Here is a 24,513-nt window from a genome sequence, read left to right as displayed (position 1 = left end):
ATGCAAGACGTTGTGATTGTTGCTGCCACTCGCACTGCCATCGGCAGTTTCCAGGGCGCGTTGGCCAATGTGTCCGCGGTGGACCTCGGTGCTGCGGTGATCCGCCAGTTGCTGGCGCAAACCGATCTGGACCCGGCGCAGGTCGATGAAGTGATCATGGGCCAGGTATTGACCGCCGGCGCCGGGCAAAACCCTGCGCGCCAGGCTGCGATCAAGGCCGGCCTGCCCCACGCCGTACCGGCCATGACCCTGAACAAGGTCTGCGGCTCGGGCCTCAAAGCGCTGCACCTGGCGGCGCAGGCGATTCGCTGCGGCGATGCCGAGGTGATCATCGCCGGTGGCCAGGAAAACATGAGCCTGGCCAATTACGTGCTGCCGGGCGCCCGCACCGGTCTGCGCATGGGCCACAGCCAGATCGTCGACACGATGATCAGCGACGGTTTGTGGGATGCGTTCAACGATTACCACATGGGCATCACCGCAGAGAACCTGGTGGACAAGTACGGCATCAGCCGTGAAGCCCAGGACGCCTTCGCGGCCGCTTCGCAACAGAAAGCCGTGGCCGCCATCGAAGCCGGGCGTTTCGTCGATGAAATCACCCCGATCCTGATCCCCCAGCGCAAGGGCGATCCGCTGGCCTTCGCCACCGATGAACAGCCGCGTGCCGGCACCACCGCCGAGTCCCTGGGCAAGCTGAAACCGGCCTTCAAGAAGGACGGCTCGGTGACCGCCGGCAACGCCTCTTCGCTGAACGACGGTGCGGCCGCGGTGATTCTGATGAGTGCAGAGAAAGCCAAGGCCCTCGGCCTGCCGGTGCTGGCGAAAATCGCCGCGTACGCCAACGCGGGCGTCGACCCGGCGATCATGGGCATCGGCCCGGTCAGCGCCACCCGTCGTTGCCTGGACAAGGCCGGCTGGTCCATCGATCAACTGGAGCTGATCGAGGCCAACGAAGCCTTCGCCGCGCAATCCCTGGCGGTGGCCAAGGACCTGGAATGGGACCTGAGCAAGGTCAACGTCAACGGTGGCGCGATTGCCCTGGGTCATCCGATTGGTGCATCGGGTTGCCGGGTGCTGGTGACCTTGTTGCACGAGATGATCAAGCGTGACGCCAAAAAAGGCCTGGCCACCCTGTGCATTGGTGGTGGTCAGGGCGTGGCATTGGCGATCGAGCGCTAGCCCGAGACCGCGTTGTCGTTCATCGCGAGCAGGCTCGCTCCCACAGGTGACCGCATTCTCCCGAGAGCACTCGGTTACCTGTGGGAGCGTGGCTTGCCCGCGACGACGGCGGCACAGTCAACATTGATGTCGCCTGACACACCGCTTTCGCGGGCAAGTCCCCTCACCACAACGGCTGGAAACCTCTGGCCCTCAGGCAAATTTCACCAGGTTCAAGACCGGCAACGGACCGCCCGGGAACTGCACCAGCCGCGCCCCGACACTCAGTTCGCCCAGATCGATTCCAAAGAAGCCCAATCGCTCGATCAGCGCTGCCACTTGAGCCTTGGCCTCGGCATCGTCACCAGAAAGAAACAACACTCGCCGCCCACCCTCCGCCGCCGGATCACTCTCAAGCAGATGCGCTTGAAGGTGATTGAAGGCCTTGACCACCCGCGCGCCAGGTACCCATTCGGCAAACACTTCACTGGACGGACGGCCCTGCAAATCCACCGCTTTGAACGATGGCGCCTCGATCGAATTGTTCGCGTCGATGACAATCCGCCCGCCGAAATCCGGCAATCCGGCCAGTGCCGTTGGCAATTTCGACCAGTTCACCGCGACCAGAACGATCGGCTGCGCGGCCGCTTCTTCACGGGTGCCGGCCCGCGCCGTCGGCCCGAGTTCTTCCACCAGTGAGGCCAGGGTTTCCGGGCCGCGGCTGTTGGCGATGACGACTTCAATGCCCTGACGGGACAATGCTTTGGCGAAGGCTGTGCCGATGGCGCCGGCGCCGATGATTCCGATAGTGCTCATGGTGTTCACTCCGTAGTGGGTTGGTGGAGTGAATACTGCGCTTGCCATTACTACTTTATTAGACGGTAATGAGTTGAATGATCTTCAAGTATCAATATCAGGTGTCTGAGATGGAAACACTCGCCAACCTCGAATCTTTCGTGCGCAGCGCTGAAACCGGCAGCTTCTCCGCCGCCGCACGGTTGCTCGCACTGACGCCCGCCGCCGTCAGCCGCAACGTGGCGATGCTTGAACGCAATATCGGTGTGCGGCTGTTCCAGCGCTCGACCCGCAAGCTGTCACTGACCGAAGCCGGAGAACGCTTTCTAGCCAGCATCGGCGGCAACCTGCAGGCGCTGCAGACGGCGATCAGTGCAGTGTCCAGTGATCGCGGGGAGCCGGCGGGGGTGCTCAAGGTCAGCTTGGCGCCGACGTTCGGCATTGACCACGTGTTGCCGCTGTTACCGGAATTTCTGGCGCGCTACCCGCTGATTCGCTTGGAATGGCACTTTGAAAACCGCCAGGTCGATCTGATCGCCGAAGGGTATGACGCCGCCATCGGCGGCGGTTTCGAGCTGACACCCGGGGTCGTCTCGCGGACGTTGGCAGCGGCGGATGTGGTGGCGGTGGCCTCACCGGCGTACATGACCGGACGCACCCTGCCCAGCAGCCCGGCGGACCTGGCTCAGTACAACGGCATTGTGATGCGCGGCATTCGCACCGGGCGGGTGCGCCAATGGGTGATGCGGGATAGCGTGGGCAATGAAGCCAGCGCCGAGCTGAGTGAAAACATCGTGCTCAATGACCCTGCCGCCATGCGTGAAGCGGCCCTGCTCGGCCTTGGTGTGACGCTGCTGGTGTCGCCCGATGTCATCGCCCATATCCAGCACGGCGAACTGCTGCGCTTGTTGCCGGACTGGCATGCCGACGCGGGATCGATCTCGCTGTATTACCCGAGCCGCACGTTGATGCCGGCCAAGACCCGGGTGTTTATCGATTATCTGGTTGAGGCGTTTGAGCGGGGGTGAAGATCAAAAGAATGACTCAGCCCACAAACTGCAAAATCAACCAGCTGTTGGCCGCACTGATTACCGTAAACAATCCCCACGCCAACACCCGAGTTGGCAGCCGATTCACAAACGGCCCCATGAGCGTCTGATCGTTGGTCATGCGAATCAACGGGTACAACGCGAATGGCAGTTGCAGGCTGAGTACCACCTGACTCAACACCAGCAGTTTGCCGATTGCCCCGTCGCCCATCAGCCACACGCCGATAAACGCCGGGATCAGCGCCAGCCCGCGAGTGATCAAGCGCCGTTGCCAGCAGGGCAAGCGCAGGTTCAGGTAGCCCTCCATGATCACCTGGCCCGCGATGGTGCCGGTGAAGGTCGAGCTCTGCCCCGACGCCAGCAACGCCACACCAAACAACACACTGGCCAACGCCCCGCCCACCAATGGATCGAGCAAGTGATAGGCATCCTGGATGTCCACCACGTCGGTGTGCCCGGTCTTGTGGAAGGCCGCGGAAGCAAGAATCAGGATCGCCGCGTTGACCAGCAGTGCCAGGGCCAGAGAGCCGATGGTGTCGATGCGCGCCAGTTTGACCGCGTCCTGCTTGCTGGCCAGGTCTTTGCCGATCATCCGCGTCTGCACGATCGAGGTATGCAGGAACAAGTTATGCGGCATCACCGTGGCCCCGAGAATGCCGATGGCCAGGTACAACGGCGCCGCATCGCCGATCACCGAAAGTGACGGTGTGAAACCCCGAGCGACATCCGGCCAATAGGGTTTGATCAGCAGCAGTTCGACGAAGAAACACGCGCCAATAGTGCCCACCAGCACCAGCATGATCGCCTCCAACCGGCGGAAACCCCGGTTTTGCAGGGCCAATACCAGCAACGTGTCGAACGCGGTGAGCGCAATGCCAAACGTCAGCGAACAGCCCAACAGCAAGTGGAACGCCAGGGCGCAGCCGAGCACTTCGGCGAGGTCGGTGGCGATGATCGAAATTTCCGCCAGCAGCCACTGGGTCCGTGCGGTCCGCGTGCTGTAGCGCTCCCGGCATAACTGCGCCAGGTCGCGCCCGGTGGCGATACCCAGACGCGAGCACAAACACTGCACCACCATCCCCGCCATGCTCGCCAGCAACACCACGAACAACAGGCTGTAGCCAAACCGCGAACCGGCCTCGATGGCCGTGGCCCAGTTGCCCGGGTCCATGTAGCCGATGGACACCAGCAAACCGGGGCCGGCAAAACGCAGAACGCGCTTGTAGAACGAAGCACCAGGGTCAACGGCAACCGTGCCGGCCACTTCCGGTGGGCAAAACGGCGCGGTGCCGACTTTGGGCAAACTGAATTTCACGCAAGCATCCGTCAACAGGTGGGAGCGCGCAGCTTAGACGTTTCGCGCACCCGGGTGTAGGGCGCTCAACGCTTGCACAGAGACCGCCTTAAGCAATCCATCGCCCGCAATGCTAACGTGACCGGCACACACAAATGGAGATGCGTGCGTGCTGATGCTCAAGCTGCTGGTGATTCCGGGGTTTCTGCTGCTGATTTCCCTGGCCGGTAAACGCTGGGGACCAAGCGTGGCCGGTTGGCTGTCGGGGTTGCCGGTGGTGGTCGGGCCGATTCTGTTGTTCCTCGCCATCGAGCAAGGCCATGTGTTCGCCGCTCAGGCGGCAACGGCGGCGCTGTCAGCCATGTTCGCGATGATTGCCTTCTGCGTGACGTATGCCCAGGTTGCACAACGCTTGAGCTGGCCGTGGGCGCTAACGATGGCGCTGCTGGTCTGGGCGTCGGTGGCTGTTGTGCTGTCGCTGATCCCGCCATCGCTGGCGCTCTCGGTGATCGCCGCCGCCACCGCGTTGCTGGCCGCGCCGTACCTGTTTCCCTCGGTGCAACCCGTCGTTTCAGGCCCGGCGCCCAAATCCGACAAACTGCTGCTGCGCATGATGGCTGGCGCCCTGCTCACGTTGGCCGTGACGCTGCTGGCCAGCACCGTCGGCGAGCGCTGGAGCGGATTGCTCGCAGTGTTCCCGGTGCTGGGCAGTGTGATGGCGGTGTTTTCCCAGCAGACTCGCGGTCCGGCATTTACAGCGGCGTTACTCAGGGCCACGGCAACCGGGATGTATTCGTTCGCGGCGTTCTGTCTGGTGCTGGCGTTGGCGTTGCCGAGGTTCGGCTGGATAGGATTTGTGCTGGGGATAGGCGCCTCGTTCGGGATGCTGTTGATGACTAAACAACGGGCCTTGCGCCCAACGCCCTATCGTTTCAACGAACGGCAACAATGATCACCACACGCCTTGTGTAGCAGCTGTCGAGCCTGAGAGGCTGCTGCTACAAATCGTGATCCGTGGGATGATCGCCGTCATAGCGCGACCATCCCACGGAGAGTTTGAATGTCATTGTTGAGTAAAAAAGCCGTTGTTCTGCTGCTGACAGCGGCTGCCAGCCTGGGGGCCTTGAATGCGCAGGCGGCCAAGGCCACTACCAGCGACAAAGCGCCGACCCAGAAGGTCTCGATGCTCGGCGGCAAGTTCACCTTCACCCTGCCCAAGGGCTTCATCGCCAATCCGCTGCCCGCCGGCGACGCGGCCACCGGTACCGCCGGGGCGACGGGCACGATGTACACCAACCAGACCACTAAAACCGTGGTGATTGCCGCTGAAAACACCATTCCCGGCGGCGCCAACGTCAAGGACAACGACGGTGAGTTCCTCGACGCCACCGTGTCCGCCTTCGCCACCGAGCAACGCAACGCCTTGCCGGACTTCAACAAGCTGAGCGAAAAAAGCCTGACCCAGAAAAGCACGGGGCTGGGCCTGCGACAGATCGACAGCACCGCCACCCAAGGCGGCGGCATGACCCTCGACACCTCGCTGATGGCCGCTTCTGGCACTCGCATGGCCATCATTCAGGTCATCTCCCGCCCCAACGACAAAACCGGCCACGAAACGCTGGTGAACCAGATCATCACCGGCAAATAAACCCTACCGGCTCAGGGATTGAGGCGCTGCAACCAGGCGCTCAAATCCTGCATCTCGGTGGCGCTGATACTGTGGCCGACACCTTCGTAGGCATGGAACTCGGGCTTGAGTGACAGGCTTTGCAGCAGGCTGTCGGCCTCAGTGCCGTCGGTGTAGGGCAGGCGTTTGTCGGCGGTGCCATGACCGATGAAAATCGCCAGCGGCTGGCGTTTTTCATCCGGTTTGAGTTCGGACTTGAGCACCGGCAGGATGCGCCCGCTCAACGCCGCAATGCCGCCCACTGCCTCAGGATGACGCAACGCGACTTCATAGGACATGATCGCGCCCTGGCTGAAACCCACCAGGAAAACCTTGTCCGTTTCGGTGTGATATTTCTTTGCCGCTTGTGCGACGAAATCCAGCAGCACCTGGCGGCTGGTTTTCAGGTCGTCAGTCTCGCCGTTATAGGCGCCCTCGCCCTTTTTGCGAAACCACTGGTAACTGCCCTCTTCCAACGTCATCGGCGCCCGCACCGACAGGTAGGTGTACTGCGGCGGCAATTCATCCTTGATGCCGAACAGGTCCTGCTCGTTGCTGCCGTAACCGTGCAGGAAAATCACCAAGGGCTGGTTACGGGATTCAACGTTGGCCTGTTCCAGGTACTTGAGCGGCAGATCGGTGTGTAGCGGGATTTCAGCGTGGACGGCGGTGGACGCCAGGAGCGTGAGCAGAGCGAGAAACTTCAACATAAACCTTCCTTCACAGCGCGCAGGATTCGGGACAGAGCCTAACATCTCTTCCCGCCGATGCACCGTTTCCCTCTGATGCACCGCGCCCCCGCAAGAGGCAGCGCCTACATGTTGAATCGCGTCGGGACGTCAGTCGTTGACCAGTTTCCCGACCCGGATCGGCTCACGTCCGGCGACTTTCGCCTGCCAGGTGCCCGGTTGCGTGTAGCGTCCGCGATCGATGGCAAACAGCACGCCGCTGGTTCCGGCGCACACGGTGGTGGCCCGGTCGCTCAATGGATCGACTACTTCAAACAACGCGTCGCCCCGCTCCACCCATTCACCTGAATTGCGCAGGAAACTGACCACCCCGTGATGCGGTGCAAACAGGTACTCGGTGCCTTCGAACGGCAGGCCCTCACAGCATTCGCTCGGCGCTGCCGGCCAGGTGCCGGTGATGAAACCCTGTTCGGCGAGGAACCCCAGGATCGCCTCGCAGTTGGCCTGGGCCTGATCGACCCGTGTATCGCCCATGCTGCCCAGCTCCAGCGTGGTCGCCAGGTTGGCCGGCGGGATCGCTGCCTCGGGAAAGGCCCGTGCCAGGCGCAACCACGGCGTAGAGCACGACTCATCGAAAGAGCTGCCGCCGGAATCCTCACACAACAACGCCACCCCGGCCTTCAGGCGAGCCGCCAGGGAGCGCCATTGCGGCCAATGCTGCGGCAAGGCATACAGGTGAATCGCCGCGTCGAAATCGCAATGCAAGTCGAGGGTGATGTCGGCCTCGCAGGCGTGGCGCAGCAGCAAGCGGTGCATGGCTTCCAATTGCGAAAGCGGTGCCGGCAGACCATCGAGCACCTGCCCCATGGTCTGGCGAATCAGTACGATGTTGGCCTGGGCGTCACCCCCCAATTGATCGCCGATCAACTCAGCCACCGGTGCGCTGAGTTCAACGAACGAGCGGTTGAAGTTCTTGCCGCTGCCCAATTCGAAGCGACCCATGTGGCTGCCTTGCAGGTGCTGATCGAGGCCGATGGGATTGGCCACCGGCACCAGTTCGATGATGCCCTGAAGTTGCCCCTGGGTTTCGAGCTCGGCCAGACGCTTCTTCAGTTCCCAGGCGGTGCGCATGCCCGGCAGTTCGTCCGCGTGCAGGCTGGCCTGGATGTAAACCTTGCGAGTACCCGCGCCATAACGAAACACGCTGAGCGTGCGTTCAGTCCCCAGATGGCTCCAGGGCAGTGAATGATCGATGCGTTGCATGGGGACTCCTGAATATCTGCGCGATGAGGCCATTCTTGTGGGAGCAAGCCTGCCCGCACCCACAAAGTCCAGCATGAAAAAATGGCCACCGCATCCACGGTGGCCACTTCTCTACGGCGTATTAATGGCCGTAAACATCGAAGTTGAAGTACTTGTCCTGCACTTGCTTGTACTTGCCGTTGGCGCGAATTTCAGTGATGGCGGTGTTGAATTTGTCTGCCAGCTCTTTATCGCCCTTGCGCACGGCAATACCGGCACCACCGCCGAAGTACTTGGCGTCTTCGTAGGTCGGGCCGACAAACGCGAAGCCTTTACCGGCGTCGGTTTTCAGGAAACCGTCGTCCAGGTTGACCGAGTCGGCCAGCATCGCGTCAAGGCGACCGGCAACCATGTCCAGGTTGGCTTCCTGCTGGGAACCATAACGCACCAGGTCGATGCCGGCCGGCACCAGCACTTCGGTGGCGAAGCGGTCGTGGGTACTGGCGCGCAGTACACCCACTTTCTTGCCCTTGAGCTCGGTCAGTGGATCCTTGACGTTGGTGCCTTCCTTCATCACGAAGCGCGCCGGGGTGTGGTAGTACTTGATGGTGAAATCGACGTTCTTCTTGCGGTCGTCGGTGATGGTCATGGACGACAGGATCGCGTCGATTTTCTTGACCTTCAGGGCCGGGATCAGGCCATCGAACTCTTGCTCGACCCAAGTGCACTTCACTTTCATCTGTTCACACAGCGCGTCACCGATGTCCACGTCGAAACCGGTGAGTTTGCCGTCGGGGGTTTTCATCGAGAATGGCGGGTAACCGGCTTCGATCCCGAGGCGAATCGGTTTGGCGTCTTCGGCCACGGCGGTCAGGGACAACATCGACAGTGCCAGGGCACCGAACATCACTCGCTTCTTCATTTATAACTCCTGTGTGCGGAGGCTTTTATTGGCAGCTTTCGATTGGCAACTTTCGGCTAGTGAAGACCGAAGTGGCCGGCAGTCTAGAGCGGCTACAGGAGGGCAAATTGTGTTTAGGCGACAAATACTTATAAAAAAGAAGCCGAGGGATTCGACGCACTTGAAGTGTGCTCCGAGGTGGTGCAAGGACTGTAGGACAATCCTTTGCTTCAGACAAAACCTACACATTTTCGGGTACTGATCCGATCGAAGAGTCGCACTGGCGATGAACCTTTTTTTGCCTCACATTGACCCGCCAACCGCCCCCACAAGAGAAACGTGATGCCCGCGCTGAATCTGATCCAGCACCATCCTGCCGAAGGCCCCGGCGCCATTGCCGAATGGGCCCGATCCCGAGGTATCACCCTGAACGTGTTTCGCGCCGACCTCGGTCAGTTGCCGCCGGTGAGCGCGGCACCGCTGATTCTATTGGGTGGGCCTTATGAATCAGGTGCCGGGCCGGCATGGCTGGAAACAGAGCGTCAGTGGCTGGCGGGCAGCCTGGATCAGGGCGCGGCGGTGTTCGCGATTTGCCTGGGGGCGCAGTTGCTGGCGCTGAGCCTGGGTGGCAATGTGCGGCGGATGGCTCACACCGAAACCGGCTGGACTACCGTGACCTTTGCCGATGGCCAGACGCTGAAGGTGCTGGAATGGCACGAAGACGCGATCGATCTGCCGCCCGCTGCGCAGTTGCTGGCCAGCAGCGAGGTTTGTGAGCAGCAGATGTATCGCGTTGGCCCGACGCGGGTGGGGTTGCAGTTCCACCCGGAATGGAATGCTGAATCGGTGGCGATCCTCAATGAGCACTTTGGCGAGGAATCACCGTTGCCCCGGGAGCCGCAAGACAGTGCCGCTTATGCAACGGTGTTTGACTGGTTGCGGGTGACGCTGGATGCATGGTGGAGCGCTTCATCAGCTAATCGCCACACTTAGTCAGCATTCACACCTAATGGTCAACGCAACGGCGGGTTGCACCGCAACACTCAACTCAAACCCTTCATCCAGCCACCCGGTCACCCCGCCGATCATCTCCTTGACCGGGTAACCCAGCGCCGCCAGCTTCACCGCGGCCTTGTTGGCGCCGTTGCAGTGAGGTCCGGCGCAATAGACCACAAACAGCGTGGACTTCGGATAGGCCGCCAAGCCATCAGCTGTGATCAATCGACTCGGGATGTTGATCGCGCCTGGCACATGTCCGCGTTCGAACGCCAACGGTCCGCGCACGTCTACCAGAACAAAATCCACCTCGCCGGCCTCTTGGCTGCTATAGACGTCGGAACAATCGGTTTCGAAGGTCAGACGATTGCTGAAGTGCATTAGGGCGATGGCGGACGGGGCTGCGGGAATCTCGCGAACCAGGCTAGGCATGGGCTGTACTCCAAAGTCTCAGTGGGTGTGAGAAAACTTTATCTGCTCCGGCCTTGCCGCTACAGTGGCGCACAAGACACTCACCGGGAATTTTCCGCCAAATGCAGCCCACCCCAGGTTTAGTCGCGATTCTGGCCTACGACGGCCTCTGTACCTTCGAATTCGGCATTGCCGTGGAGATCTTCGGCCTGGCGCGGCCAGAGTTCGATTTCCCTTGGTACGAGCACCGCATCGTCGCCGTCGACCAAGGGCCGATGCGCGCCATGGGCGGCATTCAGGTGCTGGCCGACGGCGGGATGGAACTGCTTGAGCGCGCCCGAACCATCATCATCCCCGGCTGGCGCGACCGCAGCGCACCGGTGCCGGAGCCCTTGCTCGCCGCGCTGCGCCAGGCCCATGCCCGAGGCGCGCGGTTGCTGTCGATCTGTTCCGGGGTATTCGTACTGGCGGCCACCGGTTTGCTGGACGGTCACGGCGCCACCACCCATTGGCGCTACACCACTGAACTGGCCGAGCGCTTCCCGAACATTCTGGTGGATCCGGACGTGCTCTATGTCGATTCGGGTCAGTTGATTACCTCGGCCGGCAGCGCCGCCGGCATCGATGCCTGCCTGCATCTGGTCGCGCGGGATTTCGGCACGCAGGTGGCCAACTCGGTGGCGCGGCGGTTGGTAATGTCGCCGCAACGCACCGGCGGCCAGGCGCAATTCATTCCGTCACCGGTCAGCCCGACGCCGCGCAGCGACCTGTCGCGGGTCATGCAGTGGGCACGGGAACGTCTGCATGAACCGCTGGAGGTTCGCGACCTCGCCAGCGAGGCGGCCATGAGTGAGCGCACGTTCCTGCGGCGGTTCACCGAAGCCAGCGGTATGCCCCCCAAAGCGTGGCTGCAGCATGAACGCCTGGCCCGGGCCCGCGAGCTGCTGGAGAGTACGAATCAAAACACCGACCAGATTGCCCAGCACTGCGGTTATCGCTCGGTGGAGAGTTTCCGGGTGGCATTTCGCAGCGTGGTCGGCGTGCCGCCTTCGGTGTATCGGGAACGGTTCGGGCACAAGGTCAGCGCTGTTTGAATGATCTCAGTCCAGGGCGTTACAGACCGCCCCAACACTCTTTATCAATGGCGATAAAAACAATAAGGACTCATGAGGAATCGCACTAACTTATCGCCAATCTTAATATCAAATATCTCGACTGCTCACCCGCCGCGATAAATAAAACGATATTAAAAATTACTCTTGCACAGCCCATTGCATATTTATCGGCGCCTGCTTAACTGCAAAAACTGCTGATGACAGCAGTGCCCGCAAACACCACGGAAGGAATCGTTATGAGCACTTCAACTCGCCATAGCATGCCCCCCTATGGGGTGGCCATCCAAGGCGCGATCAAGGCAGGCGACCTGCCGCAAATGAAGACGCTGTTGAAACAACGCGATGCATCCACACCAGAAAATAAAGAGCTAAAAACTGCTTACGAGCAGTTGGTTAAGGAAATCGCACGCCTGGAAAAGCACTAATAGCTATTTCCGCGCCCCTTATTGCAATGGAGGCAATAATTATGTCTGGTTCCAATCAACAACCTGTCGGCTTGTTCCCACTCTGCTACCGAATTGGTACTTCGGCCGCGGGCGCACAAAACCTGGCACTCAATCTTCTGGTTTTTACCCCAGATCAAACGGTAAGCGGCACTGCCGAAATTACTCAAGCCACTAACCCTCCACTGGATGTGCACTCCGATGTCTGGGGCGAATACACCTACCTGACGGTCATGAGCCCTGGCGTCAGCAAGATCCTGATCACCGCTCAAGGCAATAACGGCGGCCCAGGCTCGAACTCAATCGTGAATTTCAAGTTGCATCTGGTGGTCGGTAGCGACTGGAGAGAAGGTGTCGCCAATTACGAGTACTTCAATGGTGAACGGTGGGTCCAGGTCACTGCTCCCGCTCATCTTGTCGAGGCGGTACCCTCCAACGCTTATAAATCAGTGCCTTTGGAGCCCGGCCCGGTCATTCCAGCCTATCCACCGATCATGCCGCTGTACGCCGCACCGATTCAAAGTGCCATTGCCAGCGGTGACCTGGCCCAGATGAAAAACCTGGCCCGCCTGGCCCAACAACAACTGGATCAGCAACCCCAACTGCAGAGCGCGCTTGAAACGGCCAAGGGCGAAATCAGCCGGCAGGAACGCCGCTGACCCGCTCACGAAACATGCCCGAGTTGTCCTGAATACAAATAAGGGAGTAGCACCATGTCAATCGGACTATTTCATACCCGCCTGAATGTCAGTAGTCACCTATTGGGCGCACCGGTTTTAACCCTGGATCTGCTGGTAGATACCGTAAAGAAAAAAGTCAGCGGGGTTGCCAGCATTTTCCAAAGCACCTATCCGCCTCTCAACTTCCGTGCCCGTGTATGGGGTGAATACTCCGAGGCCAAACTGGTGCCGACGGCCGAAAACCACATCATCCTCACCTTGGCGGGCAGCCCGAGCGGCCCTCTCAGCCAGATCGCCCAGACTTTCGGCTTGAAAGGCATTTTAGGCGCCGACTGGGCGAGCGGTTATGTCGACTACAAGTACCAGGACCAGGGTATCTGGCATTACGTGAAACACGCAGCTGTCAGCCAGGCCCCAGTGATTGAGCGCCCAGAGCATCCGCACCATGCGGTGCCGCTCTATGCCGTCGCGGTACAGCAAGCGCAAACCAGCGGTGACCTGGCGCAACTGAAGTCCGTGGTGAGCCAGGGTGAACAGCAATTGGCCAACAGCGGTGCCCTGCGCAGCGCTCTGGAACAGCTGAACGCTGAAATCGCCCGCCTGGAGGCCCGATAACCCCAGGCAGTTAAGCGCAACCCCCTGTGGGAGCAGGCAAGCCCGCTCCCACAGACTCCGCGCTATAGACCAACAACAAAAGGTAAATCCGGTCGCGCCATTGACTCAAGGAAGGCGCGAACACTTCGATGGATTCGTGCCGCGCACGCGTTGGTGCGCAAGGATTTCCCATGTCAGACAGTCGCCCTGCCCGCTACCTCAGTGAAACCGACCTCAAACGCTACGTGCCGGTGCATGTGGTCTGGGAAATCACTCTGGCCTGCGATCTCAAATGCCTGCATTGCGGCTCACGCGCCGGCCATCGACGCCCCGATGAACTGAACACCCGGGAGTGCCTGGACGTTATCGATTCCCTGGCGGCACTCGGCACCCGCGAGATCACCCTGATCGGCGGTGAAGCCTATTTGCGCAAGGACTGGACCCAACTGATCCAGGCTATCCACGATCACGGCATGTATTGCGCGATACAAACGGGTGGGCGCAACCTGACGCCCGCAAAAATGCAGGCAGCGGTGGACGCCGGACTCAATGGCGTCGGTGTGTCACTGGATGGACTGGCCCCACTGCATGACGCAGTGCGCAATGTTCCGGGCTCGTTCGACAAGGCGGTGGACACCCTGCGACGCGCCAAACAGTCCGGGCTTGCGGTGAGCGTCAACACACAAATCGGCGCGGCCACGTTGCCCGACTTGCCCGAGCTGATGGACCTGATCATCGACCTCGGCGCCACTCATTGGCAGATCCAGCTGACGGTCGCCATGGGCAATGCCGTCGATCACCCGGAGCTGCTGTTGCAACCCTACCAACTGCTGGAAGTGATGCCGTTGCTGGCGCGCCTCTACCGCGAAGGGGTTGATCGCGGCCTGCTGATGAACGTGGGCAACAATATCGGTTACTACGGCCCTTACGAGCACATGTGGCGTGGCTTCGGCGACGAACGCGTGCACTGGAGCGGCTGCGCCGCCGGCCAGACCGTGCTGGCGCTGGAAGCCGACGGCACGGTAAAGGGTTGCCCGTCATTGGCCACGGTGGGGTTTTCGGGCGGCAACGTACGCAACATGAGCCTGCACGATATCTGGCACTACAGCGAAGGCATGCACTTTGGTCGCCTGCGGGGGGTCGACGACCTGTGGGGCTACTGCCGAGGCTGTTACTACAACGACGTCTGCCGTGGCGGCTGCACCTGGACCTCGCACTCCCTGCTCGGCAAACCCGGCAATAATCCCTACTGCCATTACCGCGCGCTGGACCTGCAAAAACGCGGGCTACGCGAGCGCATCGTCAAACTCGAGGACGCGGCAAAAACCTCCTTCGCCGTCGGCCGTTTTGATCTGATTACCGAGCGCATCGATACCGGCGAGAAGGTGAACAGCGTCAGCGACAGCGGCCAGGTGATCAAACTGGCCTGGGCGAACCAGGGCCAGAAATCGCCTGACGAAGGACGTATTCCACCGCAACTGGCGCTGTGTCGTGGCTGCTTGCAGTACATCCATGCACACGAAGTGACGTGCCCCCACTGCGACGCTGATGTCGCCGCCGCGGAAGCCGTGCACCAGACAGACCGTGCCCGGCAACAAGCGATCATCAACACCCTGACCGGCCTGCTGGGGTTGCCGCAAAATAACTTGATGTGACGTTTATGCCGACGCATCACCAGGGAAGCGACCTCGAAGATCGCTTCCCTGGCACATCACCCGGCATGCGGGTCTGCGCGTTGCGAAAAGGACGGTTACTGAGCCGTCGGGTGTTCGACGATCAGCGATTCGATGTTCATCTTTTTCGCCCGGGTCAGCGCCGCCGTTATTTCAGCTTGCCTGGCCTGCGCCTCGGCTTGCGAACCGAACGGCCCGACCAGAATACGAACCTTTCCATTTTCCTTCACGACGTTGGGAACGAAGCTGTGCTCAATCAACCAACCGCTCAGGTCACTGACCGCCTGGGGGGTTTCGCCACGCACTTCGACGTCCCACTGCGGGCCCGTTACCGCCGCGGGGACGGAGGCGACTGCCGGTTGCGGCTTTTGAGCGTCAACCCCTTTATCCTCACCGCATCCGGCCAGCGTCAGTACCGCGATTACCAAGACCATTTTGCGCACAACGCTTTCCTCCGAATGCTTAAAGCGGCGATTTTAACATCCATGGATCCATCCCGAGTGCCGCAAAATGGGCTCAAAACAACGAGAATGATGGTGGCGGCCTCTGTATAGTTACACCTTGGGAATTAATGCAGCATCTGCGCGTCAGAAAGAGGCACCCAAACCGTGAAACTTCGCACTAATCTATATCTAATACCGACCTCTGCACTGTCCGAATCAGGTGCCCTACAAAGCAATCAAGGAGAAAACCATGCTGATACTCACCCGCAAAGTCGGTGAAAGCATAAACATCGGTGATGACATTACGATCACCATCCTGGGCGTTAGCGGCCAGCAAGTCAGGATTGGCATCAACGCCCCGAAAGACGTTGCGGTGCATCGCGAAGAAATTTATCAACGCATCCAGGCTGGCCTGACCGCCCCGGACAAGCCGCAAACGCCCTGAATCCTGCTGCAGTCAGTAGCCAGCCCATCCTGCCTCGAGTAACGGCTGGCTAAGATTCAAGTGCCGCATCGTTCTGCGCTCCGTCTCTCTTTGCGATGCCATCGCAACACGGAGCCGATACTACTGCCCTGGCTCCTGCCATGACTGTCAGACGTTTCGCATTTGCAGCGAGAAAGAGCGCTCCCCTGCCCGGTTAGCCAAACGTCACACCACGCGCCATGCCCGTGGCCGCCACGACCATCAGCACCAGCAACAGCGCCTCGATATGACTGATACGGGCAAACAGCGTTGCGCGCCCGGTATCGATAGCCGCGCCGCGCCCCAGCGCAATCCGCCATTTGATCAGCGTCACCATCGGTGCAATCTCAAGCAACAGGATGACCACCAAGAGCGTCATCTTGAGATGAAACAGGGGTTGGTGAAGATAGTAATCAGTGCCTTTTTCGTACCCGCCAAAGGCTCGTAGCCCACCCGTGATCAGCAGAGTGACTGCAGAGATCCCCCACAGATTATCTGCAATCAAAACACGGCGAGCGTCCCCTGCCCCGGCACTCAGACGACGTAACGTCGTACCGCGGGTCAGTACAGCCCAAAAACCCAGACCAAAGGCCAAGAGGTGAACCGCCGCCAGAAACCAGTGAGCCAGCATCGACATACTCCCATCAGGACAAAGTTGAATCAGCCTTACAGTAGTAGTCCATCGTGTCGGATTTGCTCACGCATGTAGCTGGGCTGATCTCCCGCACCTCGCCATCGGGCAAATTGCAGGCGAAAAAAAACCGGGTTCCTGATGGATACCCGGTTTTTGAGAGTCCTGGACTTAATCCAGTCGTTTCGAGATCGAAGTACGAGCGCTGCTCAACCCTTTCGTGTTGTGATCGCCAGGCGTAGTGGCCGAAATGGCAGAGGCCTTGGCAACTCCTCGCGTGTCCCTGGAATGCGCAATGCCCGAAGTGACTGCGCCATGGCCACGGTCACTGTTACGTTCGCTACCAAAGTGGTTGCCATTGACGCCACGGTCCCGGACGGCTTTGCCGGCGTGATCACTGCTCAAGCCTGCGCCACGGCCGACATGGGTGCCACTCAAGCCTGCGCCACGGCCGACGTGGTCGCTGCTCAAGCCTGCGCCACGGCCGACATGGGTGCCACTCAAGCCTGCACCAAGGCCGACATGGTCGCTACTCAAGCCTGCGCCACGGCCATTGCTACTGACGCCGCCGGAATGGCCGGAACCGCCGTTGCCACCATGACCACCGCCGTTACCGCCGCCATTGCCACCACCGCCACCACCTCCATTGCCACCATCCTTCGCGTAGGCGGAGCTCATGATGGACAGTTCAGCGGGCAATAACGGGGCGGCTGCAAGCATCATCACGCAGGACATGACGGCAACAAAACTCTTGTTTTTTAATAGCATGGTGAGGTTCCGTGGAGGTTGATATTGCACGGAATAATTGACCGTATCCCCCCCACACAGTTCAAAGGCCGGCGACCAGCGGGCAAGCAATGTGCAGTGATCGAACCGGCACACTGCTTCCCGCGATGTTGCTGGTCGTTATGCGGCAAGGGCGCGATTGAAATTTATCGCCCTCACTTCAATCGAATGCGCCATTGAGCACCTCGTAGATGATCCCGGTAGCGATGGCCACCAAAATCAAGTCAGTGCCAGCCTGCTGCCACTCATAGCCATCGTAGTGGGGAAGCTGGCCGAGCAGACGGCCATCGAGTTTTTTGGCGATCCCCGGCGGCAGAGGTTTACCGCGCGCGAGGTTTTTCTGAATACCGGGTGGCAAGGCGGGCCCGGGGCTCCAGTAGCCACGATAACCACCCACGATGCCAAGGACGCTACCGTGGTCGATGCTCGGGCCGTGACTCCAATCGCCCCCCCCTGAACCTTTCCCCTTGTTTCCATGGCCGGAGTTGCCATGGTCCTGGTTGTATTGTGGATTTCCCTTGCCACCTCCCTGGCCTTTCCCGTTTCCCGGGTCGGCCAATGCAGTCACTGAACCAGACACCAAGGCAAGACACGTCATAGCGGCGATCAACGAGCGAGATCTAAACATATCCGTTCTCTCCGAAAGGGGATGTCCCCTGAAGAATGTAGACGGCTATGGCGGTATTAGTTCAGCAACAGTGTTTACTGGAAGTAAGGCGCCGAGTTGGCGTTTTTGAGGATTTTGCAAAAGCCAGGTAAATCGCGGACAACAAAAAAGGGCCCACCTTTCGGTGAGCCCTTCCAGACCGCCCAGCAGAGCGGATTTTGTTTGGTAGGCGCGATTGGACTCGAACCAACGACCCCCACCATGTCAAGGTGGTGCTCTAACCAACTGAGCTACGTGCCTGCTGTGAGGCGGCATTCTACGGAATTCCGGAGGGGTGTCAACACCTTTTTTTCACCTAACCCTATGAATATGCAAAATATTTAATTTCTCTGTGGCAAAGAAGATTTTCCGGTGGCTGGCGGTCGTTTTTTAACTCGGGTAGGATCAATGCACTCGTAAAATATATTAAACAGAGGCTGCAGGATGGCGAACACTCCCTACCCAGAGTCCTATTACGCCGCGTCGGCCAATGCGGCGCCAGCGCGCCCGGCCTTGCAGGATGATGTAGAGACTGATGTCTGTGTAATCGGCGCCGGTTACACCGGCCTGTCCTCTGCCCTGTTCCTGCTGGAAAACGGTTTCAAGGTTACGGTGCTGGAAGCCGCCAAGGTCGGTTTCGGTGCGTCGGGACGCAACGGTGGCCAGATCGTCAACAGCTACAGCCGTGATATCGATGTGATTGAGCGCAGCGTCGGCCCCAAGCAAGCTCAGTTGCTGGGGCAGATGGCGTTCGAAGGTGGGCGGATCATTCGTGAACGAGTGGCCAAATATAATATCCAGTGCGACTTGAAGGATGGCGGTGTGTTCGCCGCCATTACCGACAAGCAGATGGGCCATCTGGAGTCTCAGAAGCGCCTGTGGGAGCGTTTCGGTCACACGCAGCTTGAGCTGTTGGATCAGCGTCGCATCCGCGAGGTAGTGGCTTGCGATCAATATGTCGGCGGCATGCTCGATATGAGTGGCGGGCATATTCATCCACTCAATCTTGCCTTGGGCGAAGCAGCAGCCGTGGAGTCGTTGGGCGGCACTATTTACGAACAATCGCCGGCAGTGCGCATCGAGCGCAGTGCCAACCCGGTGGTGCATACGCCTCAGGGCAAGGTCAGGGCCAAATTCATCATCGTCGCCGGCAACGCGTACATCGGCAATCTGGTGCCGGAGCTGGCGGCCAAGTCGATGCCCTGCGGGACTCAAGTGATCACCACCGAACCCTTGGGCGATGAATTGGCCAAGCGCCTGCTGCCTCAGGACTACTGCGTCGAAGACTGTAACTACCTGCTCGACTACTACCGCCTGAGCGCCGACAAACGCCTGATATTTGGTGGCGGCGTGGTGTATGGCGCGCGGGACCCGGCGAACATCGAGGCGATCATTCGACCGAAGATGCTCAAGGCCTTCCCGCAACTCAAGGACGTGAAGATCGATTACGCCTGGACCGGCAATTTCCTGCTGACCCTGTCGCGTCTTCCTCAGGTCGGGCGACTGGGCGATAACATCTACTACTCCCAGGGCTGCAGTGGCCACGGCGTGACGTATACGCACCTGGCGGGCAAGGTATTGGCCGAAGCATTGCGTGGTCAGGCTGAACGCTTCGACGCCTTCGCCGACCTCCCCCACTACCCGTTCCCCGGCGGGCAATTGCTGCGCACACCGTTCGCAGCGTTGGGCGCCTGGTATTACGGATTGCGGGACAAGCTCGGGGTCTGATCGACCGACTCAGGAGCGGCGACTTCTTGTAGCGAAGTCGCCGTCGAAGCCCAACAGATGTCAGTGGCGCGCAAAGTGACTCGGCCGTTGTAGCGCCGAGGCTGGATGCAGAAGGATCAGAGCGCAAAGGCGCGAAAGAAGAAAAAGCCAAATCGCAGACACAAAAAACCCCGGTCTTTCGACCAGGGTCTTTGCTATCGACTCGAAGATTGCCAACGGCCTTCTTCGTAGCTTCAAGGCGTTCAGTGGGCCTTGAGGCAGATATGGCGCAGCGGACGGGACTCGAACCCGCGACCCCCGGCGTGACAGGCCGGTATTCTAACCGACTGAACTACCGCTGCGTATCGCTTTGAGCTGACGCTCAAGTAACTCGTCTGATTGAAACTTCGAGACTTTTCGATCTCGCTTTTCAATCTCGAACCAGGGTAAACCTGATTCGGAAAATATGGCGCAGCGGACGGGACTCGAACCCGCGACCCCCGGCGTGACAGGCCGGTATTCTAACCGACTGAACTACCGCTGCGCGTCGGTGGAGGCTTTTCAGCTTCCCTCTTGCTTACACAAGAGTCTCAAGAGTTGGTGGGTGATGACGGGATCGAACCGCCGACATTCTGCTTGTAAGGCAGACGCTCTCCCAGCTGAGCTAATCACCCTTTGCATCTCTGAGGCCGCGAAATTTACGCAGGTACCGAAGCTAAGTCAATACCCCGCTTGAAGTTTTTCTAAAAAAGACAAAATCGTGTCATTCCGGACGAGGCCGACAACCGCCAGACCGCTTTCGCGAGCAGGCTCGCCCCCACAGTGGACCGCGCCTCTTCAGACAACAGGTTTTCTAATGTGGGAGCGACCCGACTCTCGGCGGCGAGCCGACGATGATGGCAACACATTCAACATCAATGCCGGGGACAGCGCCCCTGCCCTGTTACTCGCTGTAAATCATCTTCTTGGTCATGCCACCATCGACCACAAACTCCTGGCCCGTGACGAAACCAGCGTTCTTCGACAGCAACCAGGCCACCATCGCCGCCACGTCTTCGACGGTCCCTACCCTGCCCGCCGGATGCTGCGCATGATCGGCGTCAGTCAGCGGTTCGGCGCGCCGTGCCGCTGGATCCCGTGCATCGATCCAGCCGGGACTGACCGCATTGACACGAATCTCTGGCCCCAAACTGATGGCCAGGGCGTGAGTCAGGGCCAACAGGCCGCCCTTGCTCGCCGCATAAGCCTCTGTGTCGGGTTCCGACTGCGCGGCGCGGGTCGAGGCCAGGTTGACGATCGCGCCGCTGTGAGCGCGCAGGTACGGCGCACAGTGCTTGGCCAACAGCATCGGCCCACTGAGGTTCACTGCCAACACCCGGTTCCAGTAAGCCAGGTCGAGGCTTTCCAGGGTGATGTTGTGCGGATCGGCCACCGCCGCATTGCACACCAGCGCATCCAGACGCCCGAACTGCCCCAGCACCTCGGCCACACCCAGCGCCACCTGCGCTTCATTCGCTACGTCCATGGCGATGAACCAGGCGTTTTCGCCGAGCACCTTCGCCACTTTCGAACCACGCTCGCGATCCAGATCGGTCAACACCACCTGCCAGCCTTCGCTGATCAGCCAGGCCGCAATGCCCAGGCCAATGCCGCGCGCGGCACCGGTGACCAGCGCGACGCGGCCATGGGTACCCGTGGTCGGCGACGACAACTCAATCACAAGGCAGCCAACCCGCGCGCCAGATCGGCTTGCAGGTCTGCCACGTCTTCCAGACCGACCGCAATGCGAATCAGGCTGTCACGAATCCCCGCAGCTTCACGCTCTTGCGGCGCCAGACGGCCGTGAGAGGTGGTGCTCGGGTGCGTGATGGTGGTTTTGCTGTCGCCCAGGTTGGCGGTAATGGAGATCAGGCGAGTCGCATCGATAAAGCGCCAGGCGCCCTCTTTGCCGCCTTTGACCTCGAAGCTCACGACCGCACCGAAACCCTTCTGCTGACGCTGGGCCAGTTCGTGCTGCGGATGGCTCTTGAGGCCGGCGTAATGGACTTTCTCGATGCCGTCCTGCTGCTCCAGCCACTCGGCCAGTTGCTGGGCATTGGCGCAATGCGCCTTCATGCGCAGGCTCAGCGTTTCCAGGCCCTTGAGGAAAATCCAGGCATTGAACGGACTCAGGGTCGGCCCGGCAGTGCGCAGGAAACCGACGACTTCCTTCATCTGCTCGCTGCGACCCGCCACGACACCACCCATGCAACGACCCTGGCCGTCGATGAACTTGGTCGCCGAGTGCACGACAATGTCCGCGCCCAGCTTCAGTGGCTGCTGCAGCGCAGGCGTGCAGAAGCAGTTGTCGACCACCAGCATCGCGCCCTTGGCGTGAGCGATTTCCGACAGGGCGGTGATATCCACCAGCTCGGCCAGTGGGTTGGAAGGCGATTCCACGAAAAGCAATTTGGTGTTGGCCTTGATCGCCGCATCCCAGCCGGACAAGTCCGCCAGAGCTACGTAATCGACTTCGATGCCAAAGCGCTTGAAGTACTTCTCGAACAGACTGATGGTCGAGCCGAACACGCTGCGCGACACCAGCACGTGATCGCCGGCACTGCACAGGCTCATTACCACCGCCATGATCGCGGCCATGCCAGTCGCCGTAGCCACGGCTTGCTCGGCGCTTTCCAGCGCGGCAATGCGCTCTTCGAATGCGCGCACGGTCGGGTTGGTGTAGCGCGAGTAAACGTTACCCGGCACTTCACCGGCAAAACGCGCAGCCGCGTCGGCGGCGGTACGGAATACGTAGCTGGAAGTGAAGAACATTGGATCACCGTGTTCGCCTTCCGGCGTGCGGTGCTGACCGGCGCGTACGGCCAGGGTATCGAACGCTACGCCTTCGAGGTCGCTGTCCAGCCGACCGGCATCCCAATCCTGACTCATGCTGTCACTCCTTGCCTTGCTCTTTATTTAATAGATACAAAACCGGCCCCTCAGGGCCGGTAGTTACTCAGTTGTTGTACAGATCAATGATCGCACTGACTGCCTGGGTCTTGACCTTGGAGGCATCGTTACGTGCCTGCTCGATCTTGTTCAGGTAAGCCTCGTCGACGTCGCCGGTGACGTAATGGCCATCGAACACCGCGCAATCGAACTTGTCGATCTTGATCTTGCCGCCACCGACCGCTTCGATCAAGTCAGGCAGATCTTGATAGATCAACCAGTCAGCGCCGATCAGGTCGGCCACGTCCTGGGTCGAACGGTTGTGGGCGATCAGCTCGTGAGCGCTCGGCATGTCGATGCCGTAGACGTTCGGGTAACGCACGGCCGGGGCCGCGGAGCAGAAATAGACGTTCTTGGCGCCGGCTTCGCGAGCCATCTGGATGATCTGCTTGCAGGTGGTGCCGCGAACGATGGAGTCGTCCACCAGCATCACGTTCTTGCCGCGGAACTCCAGTTCGATGGCGTTGAGCTTCTGGCGTACGGATTTTTTCCGCGCAGCCTGACCCGGCATGATGAAGGTCCGACCGATGTAGCGGTTCTTCACGAAGCCTTCGCGGAACTTGACGCCCAAGTGGTTCGCCAGCTCCAGGGCCGCGGTGCGGCTGGTGTCCGGAATCGGGATGACCACGTCGATGTCGTGGTCCGGACGCTCGCGCAGGATCTTCTCGGCGAGCTTCTCGCCCATGCGCAGACGGGCCTTGTAAACCGAAACGCCGTCGATGATCGAGTCCGGACGTGCCAGGTAGACGTGTTCGAAGATGCACGGGGTCAGCGACGGGTTGGTCGCGCACTGACGGGTGTGCAGCTTGCCGTCTTCAGTAATGTAGACCGCTTCGCCGGGTGCCAGGTCGCGAATCAGGGTGAAACCGAGCACGTCCAGCGAAACGCTTTCGGAGGCGATCATGTACTCGACGCCTTCATCGGTGTGACGCTGACCGAAAACGATTGGGCGGATGCCGTGCGGATCGCGGAAACCGACGATGCCATAACCGGTCACCATCGCCACGACCGCGTAACCACCGACGCAACGGTTGTGCACGTCGGTGACGGCCGCGAACACGTCTTCTTCAGTCGGCTGCAACTTGCCACGCTGGGCCAGCTCGTGTGCGAACACGTTGAGCAGCACTTCCGAATCGGAGTTGGTGTTGACGTGGCGCAGGTCAGATTCGTAAATCTCCTTGGCCAATTGTTCAACGTTGGTCAGGTTACCGTTGTGCGCCAGGGTGATGCCGTACGGCGAGTTGACGTAAAACGGTTGAGCTTCGGCCGAGGTCGAGCTGCCCGCGGTCGGATAACGCACATGGCCAATGCCCATGTGGCCGACCAGGCGCTGCATGTGACGCTGATGGAACACGTCACGCACCAGGCCATTGTCCTTGCGCAGGAATAACCGGCCATCGTGGCTGGTCACGATACCGGCAGCGTCCTGGCCGCGGTGCTGGAGGACGGTTAGCGCGTCATACAGCGCCTGATTGACGTTCGACTTACCGACGATACCGACGATGCCACACATGCGACGCAACCCCTACTTAATGGATCTGAACTGAACACAACTCACTGAGGCGTTTTGGCCGTCGGCAAGAGGTGCTCCTTGAACGGAATATCAGCGGGTACGCTGATTCCGCTGGCAAGCCACTGACTGCTCCACCCGAGGATCAGGTTTTTGGACCAGTCTGCGACCAATAGAAATTTTGGCACGAGCTGTGACTCTTTCCACCACTCGTCCTGCTGTACCGGCCCCAGGCTCAACAGCCCGACCGCCACGACCACCAGCAACACGCCACGCGCCCCGCCGAAAGCCATGCCGAGGAATCGATCGGTCCCGGACAGCCCGGTGACGCGAACCAACTCGCCGATAAGATAATTGATCATTGCGCCTACGATTAAAGTGGCGACAAACATGATGGCACAGCCCGTGATAACACGAGCCGACGGCGTAGCAATGTATCCGCCCAGGTACTCGGACAATGAACCACCGAACATCCAGGCAACGACTCCTGCGATGATCCAGGTCAGCAGCGAGAGTGCTTCCTTGACGAAGCCGCGGCTCAGACTGATCAAAGCGGAGATGGCGATGATTGCAACGATCGCCCAGTCAACCCAGGTAAATGGCACAGTGCAGCCTACAGACAGATGAGGCGGC

26 protein-coding genes and 4 tRNA genes are annotated in these 24,513 nt (G+C 60.1%); 12 read left to right on the top strand and 18 right to left on the bottom strand.

Annotated features, from left to right (window positions below; genetic code table 11):
• A complete protein-coding gene (locus LOY28_RS10440; protein ID WP_018928065.1) occupies positions 1-1,179 on the top strand; it encodes an acetyl-CoA C-acetyltransferase in 1,179 nt (392 codons plus the stop codon).
• A gap of 192 nt (positions 1,180-1,371) precedes the next feature.
• Here LOY28_RS10440 and LOY28_RS10435 read toward each other — a convergent pair whose 3' ends face one another.
• Positions 1,372-1,974, bottom strand: a complete 603-nt coding sequence (locus LOY28_RS10435; RefSeq protein ID WP_018928066.1) for an NADPH-dependent F420 reductase — start codon at positions 1,972-1,974, stop codon at positions 1,372-1,374.
• Positions 1,975-2,084: 110 nt separating this feature from the next.
• Between LOY28_RS10435 and LOY28_RS10430 the strand changes: the two genes are divergently transcribed.
• The gene (locus LOY28_RS10430; protein WP_258613637.1) at positions 2,085-2,981 is read left to right on the top strand and encodes a LysR family transcriptional regulator; all 897 of its coding nucleotides are present in this window, start codon (positions 2,085-2,087) and stop codon (positions 2,979-2,981) included.
• Between the two features lie 16 nt (positions 2,982-2,997).
• Here the strand turns inward: LOY28_RS10430 and LOY28_RS10425 are convergent, their stop codons facing one another.
• Positions 2,998-4,317 carry an Nramp family divalent metal transporter gene (locus LOY28_RS10425; RefSeq protein ID WP_086945471.1) on the bottom strand — a complete coding sequence of 440 codons (1,320 nt, stop codon included), beginning with the start codon at positions 4,315-4,317 and terminating at the stop codon, positions 2,998-3,000.
• Positions 4,318-4,465: 148 nt separating this feature from the next.
• Between LOY28_RS10425 and LOY28_RS10420 the strand changes: the two genes are divergently transcribed.
• Together LOY28_RS10420 and LOY28_RS10415 are read left to right on the top strand one after the other, a co-directional pair.
• Positions 4,466-5,248: a hypothetical protein gene (locus LOY28_RS10420; protein ID WP_258613627.1), complete on the top strand. Its 783-nt coding sequence runs from the start codon at positions 4,466-4,468 to the stop codon at positions 5,246-5,248.
• Between the two features lie 108 nt (positions 5,249-5,356).
• On the top strand, positions 5,357-5,944 hold the full coding sequence (locus tag LOY28_RS10415) for a hypothetical protein (RefSeq protein ID WP_019649318.1): 588 nt from the start codon (positions 5,357-5,359) through the stop codon (positions 5,942-5,944).
• Positions 5,945-5,955: 11 nt separating this feature from the next.
• Here LOY28_RS10415 and LOY28_RS10410 read toward each other — a convergent pair whose 3' ends face one another.
• The 3 genes from LOY28_RS10410 to LOY28_RS10400 form a co-directional block, all read right to left on the bottom strand.
• Positions 5,956-6,672: an alpha/beta hydrolase gene (locus tag LOY28_RS10410; RefSeq protein ID WP_018928071.1), complete on the bottom strand. Its 717-nt coding sequence runs from the start codon at positions 6,670-6,672 to the stop codon at positions 5,956-5,958.
• Positions 6,673-6,801: 129 nt separating this feature from the next.
• A complete protein-coding gene (locus tag LOY28_RS10405) occupies positions 6,802-7,914 on the bottom strand; it encodes a succinylglutamate desuccinylase/aspartoacylase family protein (protein WP_258613623.1) in 1,113 nt (370 codons plus the stop codon).
• 121 nt (positions 7,915-8,035) lie between these two features.
• Positions 8,036-8,815 carry an ABC transporter substrate-binding protein gene (locus tag LOY28_RS10400; protein WP_018928073.1) on the bottom strand — a complete coding sequence of 260 codons (780 nt, stop codon included), beginning with the start codon at positions 8,813-8,815 and terminating at the stop codon, positions 8,036-8,038.
• 321 nt (positions 8,816-9,136) lie between these two features.
• On the opposite strand from LOY28_RS10400, the gene LOY28_RS10395 reads away from it, so the two are divergent.
• Positions 9,137-9,787 carry a type 1 glutamine amidotransferase gene (locus LOY28_RS10395; protein ID WP_258613621.1) on the top strand — a complete coding sequence of 217 codons (651 nt, stop codon included), beginning with the start codon at positions 9,137-9,139 and terminating at the stop codon, positions 9,785-9,787.
• Here the strand turns inward: LOY28_RS10395 and LOY28_RS10390 are convergent, their stop codons facing one another.
• Complete coding sequence (locus LOY28_RS10390) at positions 9,788-10,222, bottom strand: rhodanese-like domain-containing protein (protein ID WP_018928075.1); 435 nt, start codon at positions 10,220-10,222, stop codon at positions 9,788-9,790. It lies immediately after the preceding gene.
• A 101-nt stretch (positions 10,223-10,323) separates the two neighbouring features.
• Here LOY28_RS10390 and ftrA point away from each other — a divergent pair, with 101 nt between their 5' ends.
• The 5 genes from ftrA (at position 10,324) to LOY28_RS10365 (ending at position 14,688) form a co-directional block, all read left to right on the top strand.
• Positions 10,324-11,295, top strand: a complete 972-nt coding sequence (gene ftrA, locus LOY28_RS10385; RefSeq protein WP_018928076.1) for a transcriptional regulator FtrA — start codon at positions 10,324-10,326, stop codon at positions 11,293-11,295.
• A gap of 257 nt (positions 11,296-11,552) precedes the next feature.
• Entirely contained in the window at positions 11,553-11,741 is a 189-nt protein-coding gene (locus tag LOY28_RS10380; RefSeq protein WP_018928077.1) for a DUF1843 domain-containing protein, read from the top strand.
• Positions 11,742-11,782: 41 nt separating this feature from the next.
• Positions 11,783-12,418, top strand: a complete 636-nt coding sequence (locus LOY28_RS10375) for a DUF1842 domain-containing protein (protein WP_018928078.1) — start codon at positions 11,783-11,785, stop codon at positions 12,416-12,418.
• A gap of 54 nt (positions 12,419-12,472) precedes the next feature.
• A complete protein-coding gene (locus LOY28_RS10370) occupies positions 12,473-13,054 on the top strand; it encodes a DUF1842 domain-containing protein (protein ID WP_018928079.1) in 582 nt (193 codons plus the stop codon).
• 170 nt (positions 13,055-13,224) lie between these two features.
• Entirely contained in the window at positions 13,225-14,688 is a 1,464-nt protein-coding gene (locus LOY28_RS10365; protein WP_028940397.1) for a GDL motif peptide-associated radical SAM/SPASM maturase, read from the top strand.
• A gap of 95 nt (positions 14,689-14,783) precedes the next feature.
• Here the strand turns inward: LOY28_RS10365 and LOY28_RS10360 are convergent, their stop codons facing one another.
• Positions 14,784-15,149: an SPOR domain-containing protein gene (locus LOY28_RS10360; RefSeq protein ID WP_007938113.1), complete on the bottom strand. Its 366-nt coding sequence runs from the start codon at positions 15,147-15,149 to the stop codon at positions 14,784-14,786.
• Positions 15,150-15,399: 250 nt separating this feature from the next.
• Here LOY28_RS10360 and csrA point away from each other — a divergent pair, with 250 nt between their 5' ends.
• Complete coding sequence (csrA, locus tag LOY28_RS10355; protein ID WP_007938114.1) at positions 15,400-15,594, top strand: carbon storage regulator CsrA; 195 nt, start codon at positions 15,400-15,402, stop codon at positions 15,592-15,594.
• Between the two features lie 193 nt (positions 15,595-15,787).
• On the opposite strand, the gene LOY28_RS10350 is transcribed toward csrA, so the two are convergent.
• The 4 genes from LOY28_RS10350 to LOY28_RS10335 all read right to left on the bottom strand — a co-directional run bounded on the left by LOY28_RS10350 (position 15,788) and on the right by LOY28_RS10335 (position 17,936).
• Positions 15,788-16,243 carry a DUF2214 family protein gene (locus LOY28_RS10350; protein ID WP_258613617.1) on the bottom strand — a complete coding sequence of 152 codons (456 nt, stop codon included), beginning with the start codon at positions 16,241-16,243 and terminating at the stop codon, positions 15,788-15,790.
• 171 nt (positions 16,244-16,414) lie between these two features.
• Positions 16,415-17,011 (bottom strand): hypothetical protein, encoded by a 597-nt coding sequence (locus LOY28_RS10345; RefSeq protein ID WP_258613616.1) that lies wholly within the window; start codon positions 17,009-17,011, stop codon positions 16,415-16,417.
• 178 nt (positions 17,012-17,189) lie between these two features.
• Entirely contained in the window at positions 17,190-17,657 is a 468-nt protein-coding gene (locus tag LOY28_RS10340; RefSeq protein WP_258613615.1) for an RcnB family protein, read from the bottom strand.
• Positions 17,658-17,859: 202 nt separating this feature from the next.
• A tRNA-Val gene (locus LOY28_RS10335) sits at positions 17,860-17,936 on the bottom strand.
• Positions 17,937-18,119: 183 nt separating this feature from the next.
• Between LOY28_RS10335 and LOY28_RS10330 the strand changes: the two genes are divergently transcribed.
• Complete coding sequence (locus LOY28_RS10330; protein ID WP_018928085.1) at positions 18,120-19,403, top strand: FAD-binding oxidoreductase; 1,284 nt, start codon at positions 18,120-18,122, stop codon at positions 19,401-19,403.
• Between the two features lie 264 nt (positions 19,404-19,667).
• Here LOY28_RS10330 and LOY28_RS10325 read toward each other — a convergent pair.
• From LOY28_RS10325 to LOY28_RS10295, 7 genes are all read right to left on the bottom strand, one after another.
• Positions 19,668-19,744, bottom strand: a tRNA-Asp gene (locus LOY28_RS10325).
• A 105-nt stretch (positions 19,745-19,849) separates the two neighbouring features.
• Positions 19,850-19,926 (bottom strand) — tRNA-Asp (locus LOY28_RS10320).
• Positions 19,927-19,980: 54 nt separating this feature from the next.
• Positions 19,981-20,056, bottom strand: a tRNA-Val gene (locus tag LOY28_RS10315).
• Positions 20,057-20,325: 269 nt separating this feature from the next.
• The gene (locus LOY28_RS10310) at positions 20,326-21,102 is read right to left on the bottom strand and encodes an SDR family oxidoreductase (protein ID WP_018928086.1); all 777 of its coding nucleotides are present in this window, start codon (positions 21,100-21,102) and stop codon (positions 20,326-20,328) included.
• Positions 21,099-22,310, bottom strand: a complete 1,212-nt coding sequence (locus LOY28_RS10305; protein ID WP_018928087.1) for an O-succinylhomoserine sulfhydrylase — start codon at positions 22,308-22,310, stop codon at positions 21,099-21,101. Before LOY28_RS10305 ends, LOY28_RS10310 begins: the two co-directional genes overlap by 4 nt.
• A 67-nt stretch (positions 22,311-22,377) precedes the next feature.
• Positions 22,378-23,883 (bottom strand): amidophosphoribosyltransferase, encoded by a 1,506-nt coding sequence (gene purF / locus LOY28_RS10300; RefSeq protein WP_018928088.1) that lies wholly within the window; start codon positions 23,881-23,883, stop codon positions 22,378-22,380.
• Between the two features lie 41 nt (positions 23,884-23,924).
• Entirely contained in the window at positions 23,925-24,485 is a 561-nt protein-coding gene (locus LOY28_RS10295) for a CvpA family protein (protein WP_018928089.1), read from the bottom strand.
• Between the last annotated feature and the right edge of the window lie 28 nt (positions 24,486-24,513).

This window comes from Pseudomonas sp. B21-017 (assembly GCF_024749245.1).
In the GTDB taxonomy this organism is placed as follows: Bacteria; Pseudomonadota; Gammaproteobacteria; order Pseudomonadales; family Pseudomonadaceae; genus Aquipseudomonas.
The sequence above is the reverse complement of the archived record's forward strand: the minus strand, read 5'-3'. Positions and strand labels throughout refer to the sequence as shown.

Coding starts and splice junctions, on each gene's coding strand:
- ftrA (WP_018928076.1), top strand. CDS start 10,324: ATGCAGCCCACCCCAGGTTTAGTCGCGATTCTGGCCTACGACGGCCTC.
- LOY28_RS10440 (WP_018928065.1), top strand. CDS start 1: ATGCAAGACGTTGTGATTGTTGCTGCCACTCGCACTGCCATCGGCAGT.
- LOY28_RS10340 (WP_258613615.1), bottom strand. CDS start 17,657: ATGTTTAGATCTCGCTCGTTGATCGCCGCTATGACGTGTCTTGCCTTG.
- LOY28_RS10375 (WP_018928078.1), top strand. CDS start 11,783: ATGTCTGGTTCCAATCAACAACCTGTCGGCTTGTTCCCACTCTGCTAC.
- purF (WP_018928088.1), bottom strand. CDS start 23,883: ATGTGTGGCATCGTCGGTATCGTCGGTAAGTCGAACGTCAATCAGGCG.
- LOY28_RS10345 (WP_258613616.1), bottom strand. CDS start 17,011: ATGCTATTAAAAAACAAGAGTTTTGTTGCCGTCATGTCCTGCGTGATG.
- LOY28_RS10370 (WP_018928079.1), top strand. CDS start 12,473: ATGTCAATCGGACTATTTCATACCCGCCTGAATGTCAGTAGTCACCTA.
- LOY28_RS10380 (WP_018928077.1), top strand. CDS start 11,553: ATGAGCACTTCAACTCGCCATAGCATGCCCCCCTATGGGGTGGCCATC.
- csrA (WP_007938114.1), top strand. CDS start 15,400: ATGCTGATACTCACCCGCAAAGTCGGTGAAAGCATAAACATCGGTGAT.
- LOY28_RS10350 (WP_258613617.1), bottom strand. CDS start 16,243: ATGCTGGCTCACTGGTTTCTGGCGGCGGTTCACCTCTTGGCCTTTGGT.
- LOY28_RS10395 (WP_258613621.1), top strand. CDS start 9,137: ATGCCCGCGCTGAATCTGATCCAGCACCATCCTGCCGAAGGCCCCGGC.
- LOY28_RS10330 (WP_018928085.1), top strand. CDS start 18,120: ATGGCGAACACTCCCTACCCAGAGTCCTATTACGCCGCGTCGGCCAAT.
- LOY28_RS10415 (WP_019649318.1), top strand. CDS start 5,357: ATGTCATTGTTGAGTAAAAAAGCCGTTGTTCTGCTGCTGACAGCGGCT.
- LOY28_RS10390 (WP_018928075.1), bottom strand. CDS start 10,222: ATGCCTAGCCTGGTTCGCGAGATTCCCGCAGCCCCGTCCGCCATCGCC.
- LOY28_RS10400 (WP_018928073.1), bottom strand. CDS start 8,815: ATGAAGAAGCGAGTGATGTTCGGTGCCCTGGCACTGTCGATGTTGTCC.
- LOY28_RS10365 (WP_028940397.1), top strand. CDS start 13,225: ATGTCAGACAGTCGCCCTGCCCGCTACCTCAGTGAAACCGACCTCAAA.
- LOY28_RS10410 (WP_018928071.1), bottom strand. CDS start 6,672: ATGTTGAAGTTTCTCGCTCTGCTCACGCTCCTGGCGTCCACCGCCGTC.
- LOY28_RS10435 (WP_018928066.1), bottom strand. CDS start 1,974: ATGAGCACTATCGGAATCATCGGCGCCGGCGCCATCGGCACAGCCTTC.
- LOY28_RS10405 (WP_258613623.1), bottom strand. CDS start 7,914: ATGCAACGCATCGATCATTCACTGCCCTGGAGCCATCTGGGGACTGAA.
- LOY28_RS10430 (WP_258613637.1), top strand. CDS start 2,085: ATGGAAACACTCGCCAACCTCGAATCTTTCGTGCGCAGCGCTGAAACC.
- LOY28_RS10305 (WP_018928087.1), bottom strand. CDS start 22,310: ATGAGTCAGGATTGGGATGCCGGTCGGCTGGACAGCGACCTCGAAGGC.